At 52.5% G+C, this 10168-nt stretch carries 7 protein-coding genes and 3 pseudogenes; 5 read left to right on the plus strand and 5 right to left on the minus strand.

What is annotated here, in order from left to right:
* The 5 genes and pseudogenes from L5220_RS13285 to L5220_RS13305 form a co-directional block, all read right to left on the minus strand.
* Positions 1-480: pseudogene (locus L5220_RS13285) on the minus strand (hypothetical protein); the annotation flags it as partial.
* A 219-nt stretch (positions 481-699) separates the two neighbouring features.
* Positions 700-957 (minus strand): annotated as a pseudogene (locus L5220_RS13290) (ABC transporter ATP-binding protein); the annotation flags it as partial.
* Entirely contained in the window at positions 935-3235 is a 2301-nt protein-coding gene (locus L5220_RS13295) for a UvrD-helicase domain-containing protein (RefSeq protein ID WP_499574104.1), read from the minus strand. The pseudogene L5220_RS13290 and the gene L5220_RS13295, both read right to left, overlap by 23 nt.
* 18 nt (positions 3236-3253) lie before the next feature.
* Positions 3254-3892, minus strand: coding sequence for a RibD family protein (locus L5220_RS13300; RefSeq protein ID WP_499574105.1), 639 nt, complete (start codon positions 3890-3892; stop codon positions 3254-3256).
* Positions 3893-4059: 167 nt separating this feature from the next.
* Positions 4060-4308, minus strand: a pseudogene (locus L5220_RS13305) (DUF1830 domain-containing protein); the annotation flags it as partial.
* Positions 4309-4517: 209 nt separating this feature from the next.
* On the opposite strand from L5220_RS13305, the gene L5220_RS13310 reads away from it, so the two are divergent.
* The 5 genes from L5220_RS13310 to L5220_RS13330 all read left to right on the plus strand — a co-directional run bounded on the left by L5220_RS13310 (position 4518) and on the right by L5220_RS13330 (position 9906).
* Positions 4518-6092 carry a photosystem II high light acclimation radical SAM protein gene (locus L5220_RS13310; protein ID WP_499574106.1) on the plus strand — a complete coding sequence of 525 codons (1575 nt, stop codon included), beginning with the start codon at positions 4518-4520 and terminating at the stop codon, positions 6090-6092.
* A 90-nt stretch (positions 6093-6182) separates the two neighbouring features.
* Positions 6183-7196, plus strand: a complete 1014-nt coding sequence (locus tag L5220_RS13315) for a type I glyceraldehyde-3-phosphate dehydrogenase (protein WP_448514615.1) — start codon at positions 6183-6185, stop codon at positions 7194-7196.
* Positions 7197-7230: 34 nt separating this feature from the next.
* The gene (locus L5220_RS13320) at positions 7231-8385 is read left to right on the plus strand and encodes a pyridoxal-phosphate-dependent aminotransferase family protein (RefSeq protein ID WP_499574108.1); all 1155 of its coding nucleotides are present in this window, start codon (positions 7231-7233) and stop codon (positions 8383-8385) included.
* Between the two features lie 4 nt (positions 8386-8389).
* Positions 8390-8854 carry an MEKHLA domain-containing protein gene (locus L5220_RS13325; protein ID WP_448527553.1) on the plus strand — a complete coding sequence of 155 codons (465 nt, stop codon included), beginning with the start codon at positions 8390-8392 and terminating at the stop codon, positions 8852-8854.
* A gap of 41 nt (positions 8855-8895) precedes the next feature.
* Positions 8896-9906 (plus strand): DUF389 domain-containing protein, encoded by a 1011-nt coding sequence (locus tag L5220_RS13330; RefSeq protein WP_448527552.1) that lies wholly within the window; start codon positions 8896-8898, stop codon positions 9904-9906.
* Positions 9907-10168 lie beyond the last annotated feature (262 nt).

A 10168-nucleotide genomic window follows, 5' to 3' on the forward strand; every position in this document is an offset into this window, starting at 1 on the left:
TAATCGTTCTGGTAACGGGATGTAGAACGCATCTCTTCCAACTGCAGCTTTTCCACCGTTGCCCAAAGGAACTCGAATCAAGCCTTTCTCTACTTTCAGGGATTGCCCCGTGAATACGACTCGATACAACCCGCCTTTGGTGCGGTATCGCGGCAATTTTGGTTCATGGTCGAACTGCCCCAGTTTGAACAGTTTTGAGAGTGATTTGAAGCTTTTGAACGCCTCATTCACAGATTTCAACACTTGCTGTGCAGCCTGAGAATGTAACAGCTTCCGGTTTTCACTCTCCTTCAGTTTTGCGTAGAGGTTGACATACTTCAGAACCTTGAACGGTTTCCGTCCTTGCTCAAAGAAGTATTGACGAGACTCATACACGCCTTGGTTGTAGAGATTGTTGGCAAGACGCGCTAACTCAGTAAGCAACTGAGCAAGCTGCTTGTCAGGTTGAAAAACATCTTTTTGGACGGCTAAAAACATCATTGGGTTAAGATGGCATGCAGYTAAAATCGACTCGTCATTGCACGTATCAGTCAGGACATCACTTTGTCTGGAGAAGAATGTCAAGACTGATTCTGCCTACTGCCGTAGGCGCGGGAACCGTTCTGTATCCCCGTCGGGAACGAGCGAGGTTTTATCCGGTTCCCGAACCCTCCGGTTTCTATAATAGCGACCTGCCGCTAACAACTCCGCATGGGTTCACGACTCCACAATTTGGCCATTTTGCAACACCAAAATCCGATCGGCTCGTCGCACCGTCGCTAACCGGTGGGCAATAATAAACACCATGCAATCGCGCATCAACCGTTCCAGCGCCTCCTGCACCAACGCCTCCGACTCCGAATCCAACGCCGACGTGGCCTCATCCAAAATCAAAATGCGCGCATTCAACAACACCGCCCGCGCGATCGCTCTACTTGGTTTCCCGTCTAGCAAATTAACCAGAGCTGAGCCGTTCAAGGGGGGTAATCGTGGGGTCAACCACCTTTTGACCCCGTCCTGGAAAGCGAATTGCAAGAGACACCCTGCGACCCATGTTAAAAATATGACTGACTTCCCCGGTACCGTAAAGCGGATGAATAAGGCGATCGCCCACTCGCCATTGCTGGGAACGCTGGGAGGTGATTTTACCTAGGCGACGACGTAAGGCCGCCCCGGTAAGGAGTTCCGGCGGTAGTTCACTCAGGAACTGAGAGGGAATGGCATCCTCACTTCTGCCGTAGAGGCGACGGGTTTGGGCAAAACTGAGGAAGAGTTGCTCTTGGGCGCGGGTAATCCCCACATAGCAGAGGCGGCGCTCTTCTTCGAGGGTGAGGGGATCGTTGAGGCTACGGTAGTTAGGGAACAGCCCTTGCTCTAGTCCCACTAAAAACACAACCGGAAACTCTAACCCTTTGGCAGCATGCAACGTCATTAAGGAAACCACCCCAGAACCTTCGTCAACAGTATCGAGATCTGAGGCTAAGGCTGCACTGTTGAGAAACTCGCTCAGGGTTGCGCCATCGTTTTCTTCGCTGAACTGCTGTGCTGCGTTCACTAGCTCAGCTAAATTTTGCAAACGCTCAAGGCTTTCATCGGTGCCGTCATTCTCAAGTTCACGGCGGTAGCCCGTCTCCTCGATGACGGCTTTAACCAAGTCCGGTAGGCTAATGTCATCCACAAGGGATTGTAATTTTTGCACTAAGTTAACGAACTGTTGCAGGGCACGACTGGCTCGCCCCGCCAAGGGGATCATTGACTCTGGATCGCAAATGAGTTGCCACAGGGGTAACCGTAGGGTTTGGGCTGCATCTCCTAGGCGATCAAGGGTTGTTTTGCCAATGCCGCGCTTGGGCACATTAATAATTCGCCGCAGGCTAACGCTATCGTAGGGGTTTTGCAGCAAGCGGAGGTAGGCCAAAAGATCCTTAATTTCTTTGCGATCGTAAAACTTTAAGCCGCCGACTACGGTGTAGGGAATATTAGCGCGGACAAGAACATCCTCAAAGGGGCGGGATTGGGCATTAGTGCGGTACAAAATGGCAAAGCGTCCCCACGCTGGCTCGAGGCGATCGCCACTGAGGGCTTTAATTTTTTCGGCGACAAAATATGCTTCCTCGGTTTCCGTCGCAGTGCACTCACAGTGAATGGGGGGGCCCGCAGGTTTGGTGGGGCGTAGCACTTTATCAATCCGTTCGCTATTGTGCTCAATCAGGTAGTTGGCCGCCTCTAGGATATTGGCCACCGAGCGATAATTTTCCTCCAACTTAATCATGGTGCGGCTGTCATCGTCCGCCAAACCATCGCCAAAATCCCGCTGGAAGTTCATCAAAATTGTGAAATCAGCACATCGGAACGAGTAAATGGACTGATCCACATCCCCCACCACAAAGATGGAGCGCTCCTGCCAGCCTTGGAACTGCTGGGGAGGGGTACCATTGGTGGCTAAAAGGCGAATGAGATCATACTGGGTCCGATTGGTATCTTGGTACTCATCCACTAAAATGTGCTGAAATTGCTGATGCCAGTGCTCTAAGACACGGGGTTGCTGCTGAAATAGATGCACCGTCAGCAAAATTAAATCGTCAAAATCTAAGGCATTGTGACGGGCAAGCGCCGCCTCGTAACGGCGATAGACTTCAGCCGCGATGCGAGTTGCTGGCGATCGCGTCTCGTTCTCTAGTTGATCCGGCGTTAAGCCGCGGTTTTTGGCATTGCTAATTTTGTAGCGAATCCCCCGTGGATCGTTTTTTCGCTCGTCTAAATTTAACTCACTGATCACAATTTCCTTGATCAAACTTTGGACATCGGATTCATCGAAAATTGTGAAGTTGCGAGTCCAGCGGTAGCCTTGGGGATGTTTGTAGGTTTCCACGTCACGTCGCAGGAGGCGGGCACAAAGGCTATGAAAGGTGCCAATCCAAAGCGGTTTAGTATAGGTGTGATAGACCTGCGATCGCACCCGTTTTTGCTCTAGGGGCGACAGGTCAAGCCAATCTCGCTGGCACAACTGATAGGCTATCTGTTGGGCAAAAAGCTGCTCAAGCCGTTCCTTCATTTCCCGAGCAGCTTTGTTTGTAAAGGTCACCGCAAGAATATTGGCAGGATCAACTTGATGCTGTTGAATTAAATGGGCAATGCGGTAGGTCAGCGTCCGGGTTTTGCCAGACCCTGCCCCCGCCACTACCAGCATTGGGCCGCAGTAGTGTTGTACCGCTCGTTTTTGGCAGGGGTTCAGACCGGCTAGGAAATCGCTCATGGGCTGCTGGGTTGTTGCTCAAGTCTCTATCATAGTTCCTTTGTCCTCGCCGTAGCCGAGGCGGTAGTGTAAATAAACCTCATCCCCGACGGGCACTGCACTCACCAAGGTCATGGTGGGAGATGTGCACTCCTTTAGCGGCATTAAGCTGGGGGCACTGGATCCAAGCATTAGGGGGCAGACCGTCAGCCACAGTTCATCAATGGCTTGCACTTGCAGCAGAGACGCAAAAAGATGCCCTCCCCCGAGTACGGCTAGGCGCTGGATCCCCACCGTTGCAATTTGCCCTAAAACCCAAGACCAATCCCAGTGGGGGCGATCGGCACACCAACAGTAATCGAAGGCGCTAGACCCCTGCCAGCGCGCTCGACCTGTTTCTGTTGTTACTAATGCCCGTGGAATCGGCTGCTGAAAGAAGGGGAGTGCCAAGTCGAGGTCACCACTGGCAGAGCAAACGATTTGCAGCGGTTGCGGCGGCTTACCCGCCCTGAGGCGTTGCTGAATTAAGCTGGGGGACTGTAAGCGCATGGCAGTTCCCCCCAAGCGCAGGGTGGTTGCCCCAAACAAGACCGCATCTGCTTGGGCAACGTGTTCCTCTAAGTGCTGAAAATCGTATGCTGACGCGATGCGATCGCCTTGGGCACTGGCACTTGCCAACTTGCCATCCAAACTTACAGCAAGGATAGCTGTTGTCTGCGGTCGTTGTGGAGACGTAGTTTCGAGGCTCAATGGCTCATGACTTCTTGCGGTGATCCTTCATTGAGCAATTCTAGCCGTTGTTGCGTGATAGGATCACTCGGAAAAAAATTATCCTCTCCTTCCTGTACCAGCAACTCTGTACAGGGAATGGTATCTGAGAGAATAGCACTGGCCATCATGCCGCAATGAACTTCAAGCTGTGCTGGACGCGGGCACTCAAATACGAGTCGTTGTCCCGGAAAAACAACCCGCTCAAAATACCAATTGGCAATATTCGTAATGCGCACCACCTGTATTTTGCTGGTGACGTTGGCATAACAGCAGAGGATGCGATCGCAATTATCGTGAGGGACGGGATCAAAAATTTGCGGCATACGACAATGATATTTTTTATAAAAGACTCTTTACCCTGATTAGCCTAACACTGGATTTTTGATACGGTTGTAAACTCAACTACAAGATTGCTAATTGATCCCCTACCAATTTTTGAGTGATCCCCACAGCATCCCCCCTAGAATGTGCTACAACGTGAACAGATGTAACAATCTTTTAAGAATTTATCGCACTCATAGATCTGTGCCCCATGACGCCTCGTGTCCTGTACGTTCGCCTGCCCTGTAACCCCATCTTCCCCATTGGGGTCGTTTATTTGGCCGACTATATCCATAAGCAACTGCCCCACCTTGAGCAGCGCATTTTTGACTTGGGCACAGTCCCCCCCTTAGACTTCCGGGCTGCCCTCAGCCGTTGCATTGATGAGTTTCGCCCCACCCATTTGGTATTTTCGTGGCGAGATATTCAAATCTACGCCCCTGTGGGGGGGCGCGGCGGTAATCCGCTGCAACATGCCTTTGAGGTCTATTACGCTCGCAATCCGTTTGTCAAACTGCGGGGGGCGATCGGTGGGCTACGGGTGATGAGTGCCTACTACGGCGAACTGTGGCGGAATCTAAGTTTAATTCGTTTGGGGTTGCACCATGCCAAGCGCTACCATCCTCAGATCACCACCATCGTGGGTGGTGGTGCAGTTAGCGTCTTTTACGAGCAACTGGGTTCCCAACTGCCCCGGGGCACCATTATTTCGGTGGGCGAAGGGGAAAGCCTACTGCATAAGGTGCTCACAGACCAATCGATTCAAGGGGAGCGCTGCTATATTGCTGGGGTGGAGACCCCCCGCGATCGCCTCATTCACGAATGGCCGACCCCCATTRAAAAAACCGCCTGTAACTACAGCTATATTGAGCAGATTTGGCCAGAATTTGAATACTACCTAGAGGGGGGCGACTTCTATATCGGTGTGCAGACCAAACGGGGCTGCCCCCACAACTGCTGTTACTGCGTCTATACCGTTGTTGAAGGTAAGCAGGTGCGCATTAACCCGGCGCAAGAGGTGGTTGCGGAGATGCGCCAGCTTTATGAGCGCGGGGTTCGCAACTTTTGGTTTACCGATGCCCAGTTTATTCCGGCGCGTAAGTTTATCCCTGACGCTATTGCCCTGCTGCGGGACATCTTGGCAGCGGGGATGACGGATATTCACTGGGCGGCCTATATCCGGGCGGACAACCTTACCCCCGAACTGTGTGACCTCATGGTCAAAACGGGGATGAACTATTTTGAAATTGGTATTACCAGCGGTTCCCAAGAATTAGTGCGGAAAATGCGCATGGGGTATAACCTGCGCACGGTGTTGCAGAACTGCCGTGATCTAAAAGCCGCAGGCTTTGCGGATCTGGTGTCGGTCAACTATTCCTTTAATGTCATTGATGAGCGCCCCGAGACCATTGCCCAAACCATTGCCTACCATCGTGAACTGGAGCAGATTTTTGGTGCCGATAAGGTGGAACCCGCCATTTTCTTTATTGGCCTGCAACCCCACACGCACCTTGAAGAGTATGCCCTCAAGGCAGGCATTCTGCGCCCGGGCTATAACCCCATGAGCCTGATGCCGTGGACCGCTAAAAAGTTACTTTGGAACCCTGAACCCATGGGCAGCCTCTTTGGCGAAGTCTGTTTGGCGGCGTGGCGAGAGAACCCCAACGACTTTGGCCGCACAGTCATGGACTTACTGGAGCAACGGTTTGGCCGTGCTCCCCTTGCTGCGGCGCTGTCTGCCCCACTTGAGGCAGAGGCTCCCCCGTTGGCGATCGCCCATCGGTAAAAAAAACGAAATAAAACGCCCATTCCCCCTTAGAATGTTTCCTAGATCATTTCTGGCAACAATGAGTTAGTAAATAGAGGAAGGGATCAGGTGGTTAGAGTCGCTATCAATGGTTTTGGGCGCATCGGTCGGAACTTCATGCGTTGCTGGTTACAGCGGAAAGCCAATAGCAAGCTAGATATTGTTGGCATCAACGATACCTCCGATCCCCGCACCAATGCCCACTTACTAAAGTATGACTCGATGCTAGGCATTTTCCACGATGCCGAAATCAGCGCGGACGACGATTGCATCTATGCCGACGGTCAAGCGGTGAAGTGCGTTTCTGACCGCAATCCTGAAAATTTGCCCTGGAGCGCGTGGGATATTGACCTCGTCATTGAAGCAACGGGAGTCTTCACCAGCCGTGATGGTGCCAGCAAGCACATTAGTGCTGGGGCAAAAAAAGTCTTAATCACTGCTCCGGGTAAGGGTAACGTGCCCACCTACGTGGTTGGGGTCAATCATCACACCTACGATCCCAGTGAAACCGTGGTGAGTAATGCCAGTTGTACAACCAACTGTTTAGCCCCCATTGTCAAAGTGCTGCATGAGCATTTTGGTATTCAGCAGGGGATGATGACCACTACCCACAGCTACACCGGTGACCAACGGCTGCTCGATGCCAGCCACCGGGATCTGCGGCGGGCACGGGCGGCGGCAATGAATATTGTGCCGACCTCCACTGGTGCTGCCAAAGCGGTTGGATTAGTTATTCCAGAACTGCAAGGGAAGCTCAACGGTATTGCCTTGCGGGTACCAACACCGAACGTTTCTGTGGTGGACTTTGTGGCACAAGTCGAAAAACCGACCATTGCTGAGCAAGTCAACCAAGTCCTCAAAGAAGCCTCGGAAACCACCATGAAGGGGATTATCCACTACAGTGACTTAGAGTTGGTCTCTTCTGACTATCGGGGGCACTCGGCATCTTCAATTTTGGATGCCTCCCTTACCATGGTGATGGGGGGTAACCTCATCAAGGTAGTGGCTTGGTACGACAATGAGTGGGGCTATAGCCAGCGGGTCTTAGACCTTGCGGAGCACATGGCTGCCCACTGGCGCTAACAATGTAATCCTGTTCACTGGTTCGCAACTCAACATGCAAGATAAAGCAATGTTAATGATTCCGGGGCCGACTCCTGTGCCGGAATCGGTTCTTTTGTCCCTTGGTAAGCACCCCATCGGTCATCGCAGCGGTGATTTTAGCCAAATCATGGCGGCGGTGACGGCTGGGTTAAAGTGGCTGCACCAAACTCAAAATGAGGTGCTTATTCTAGCGGCTAGCGGCACTGGGGCAATGGAGGCGGGAATCATTAATTTCCTCAGTGCTGGCGATCGCGTTGTTGTCGGATGCAACGGTAAGTTTGGCGATCGCTGGGGCGAGGTTTGTGATGCCTATGGCTTAAACACTGAGCGCATTAGTGCTCCGTGGGGGCAGCCCCTAAGCCCTGATGACTTTAAGGCAGTGCTTGAGGCGGACACGGCCAAAACCATCAAAGCGGTGATTGTCACCCACAGTGAGACCTCTACTGGGGTCATCAATGATCTCGACGCCATTAACCGCCACGTTAAGGCTCATGGCCAAGCGCTGATCATTGTCGATGCCGTGACCAGCTTGGGAGCCGTGAGCGTCCCCATTGATGAATGGGGGTTAGATGTCGTTGGCTCAGGGTCTCAAAAGGGGTACATGATTCCGCCGGGGCTGGCGTTTGTGAGTGTCAGCCCGAAGGCGTGGGAGGCGTATAAAACAGCCACCTTGCCAAAGTTTTACCTAGATTTGGGCAAGTATCGCAAAGATGCAGCAAAGCACACGACTCCCTTCACGCCTCCTGTCAACCTCTTTTTTGCCCTGAAGACAGCTCTAGAAATGATGCAAGCGGAAGGGTTAGAAGCCATCTTTCAACGTCATCAGCGGTTAATGCAGGCTACTCGAGCTGCCATGAAGGCCTTAAACTTGCCCCTTTACGCTGCCGATAGCTGTGCTAGCCCTGCTATTACGGCGGTTGCCCCCCAAGGCGTTGAGGCCGAAAACATTCGCAGCCTTATGAAAAAACGCTTTGATATTGCCCTCGCAGGCGGACAGGATCACCTCAAGGGGCAAATTTTCCGGATTGGCCACTTGGGGTTTGTGGGCGATCGCGACATTCTGGCAGCGGTGAGTGCCCTCGAAGCAGTGCTCGCAGAGTTAGGCTACACTAACTTTACCCTTGGGGCTGGGGTGGCTGCCGCTAGCCGTGTGTTGAGCACCGCCTAAGTCAATGGAACCGTGGTTCGAGGCGGCGGCTGTACGGCATGCACGGCGCTTGTGCGCTAGCTTTCAGCATTGGACGGGGCGATCGCTCCTGCCTCAGACCCCCCAAAATGATCTTGACCTAGCCTATGAGTTGTTCCACTGGTCATATCCCGTGCTCTCCCACGGGAATCAAGCAGATCCTATCCTCAACTACGGTAACCAAGCGGCCTTAACCCTGTGGGAACTGTCATGGTCAGAGTTAGTGCAAATGCCCTCGCGACTCACGGCAGAACCCATGGCGCAAGCGGCGCGGGCGGCTCTACTGGCTCAAGCTGCAACCCAAGGTTACGCCAACAACTACAGCGGTATCCGTATCTCCCGCTCCGGTCGGCGCTTTCAGATCAAGAATGCGTGGATTTGGAACATTATTGACGAAACAGGTCAGCCGATTGGGCAGGCAGCAACCTTCAACCAGTGGCACATCCTGTAACATTAATCTATTTCACTGCTAAGGTGGGGAGACTGGTGGCCATGAAAGAGCGATTGACCCATTGGTTTCATCAGGTGCAAGCCTTCCGCTACACCCGTCGTACCGATGAAAGCCTCAATTTCTTAGTACAGCAGTTGTATGGCGAATCCCATATCAATGTTCCCTATTTGGTGCTAATTGTTAGCTCCTGCGCGATCGCCACCTTTGGTCTGCTCTCTAATAGTGCGGCGGTGATTATTGGAGCCATGGTCATTGCACCACTCATGCTGCCCATTCGCGGCGTAGCCCTAGCGGCTCTCATGGGCGACATTAAAATGTTTCGCGAAGCCACCCTCGCACTGGCCGTTGGCACTTTTATCGCTATTGGTATGTCATGGCTCATCGGTCTGGCTGTAGGGCTAGAAATCTATGGCAGTGAAATTATGGCGCGATCGCAGCCCAATTTGCTGGACTTGGGAATTGCCGTCACTGCCGGAGCCATCAGTGCCTATGCCATTGCCGAACCACGGGTCTCAAATACCTTGGCCGGAACCGCGATCGCCGTTGCCCTCATGCCCCCCGTCTGTACCATTGGCCTAGGCTTAGCCCAACTCAACACCAGCCTGAGCATTGGCGCAACCCTGTTGTACCTCACCAACCTCCTAGGCATCACCCTAGCCTGTATGGTGGTTTTTGTCATTGTTGGCTATATTCCTCTCCATCAAGGTCGGCGTGCACTGGCCATCGCCTTTGCCCTTACAGGATTGTTAGTCATTCCCTTGGCTGTGAGCTTTAGTCGGTTATTGCAACAGGTGCGCCTACAACAGCAGGTACGACAAGTGTTAGTCGGGGGAACCATTACCTTTCGCACCCTCGACCTTCTCAGTATGGACACAAGTTGGGTGAGCGATCCTCCCGTTATTCGCGTAAATGTACGTGCCCGTGAGCCAGTTACCCCCACCCAAGTTGCCTTGATGGAGGACTTTATCGAGCGGCGCATGAATCAACGATTTCGCTTAATTCTTCAAGTCTCCAATGTTGAAGAAATTCAAGCAGAGCCTTCCCAGCCCTAAATTATAACCAGTTGTAGAGGGCTTAAAGGTCGATTACCAAGAATGACAGGGGAAGTCATAGGGAAAGTGTGCCCAAAGTTGCTTTGATATTAGGATGTCAGCGCTCAAATGTCAGCCCCTTCTGCCCTAGCCCTGCCTCGTTCAAAAATGTCCGTTAGGCTGAGATGACGTGACAGGATAGGAGTAGTCGTCGGTGGCGAGTGATGCAGCAGCTCAATTTCTTGGACTCTCAGGACGCGTCAGTCCAGCTTACACCCCAAAT

Source organism: Synechococcus sp. PCC 6716, from assembly GCF_022570815.1.
Classification (GTDB): Bacteria; Cyanobacteriota; Cyanobacteriia; order Thermosynechococcales; family Thermosynechococcaceae; genus Thermosynechococcus; species Thermosynechococcus lividus.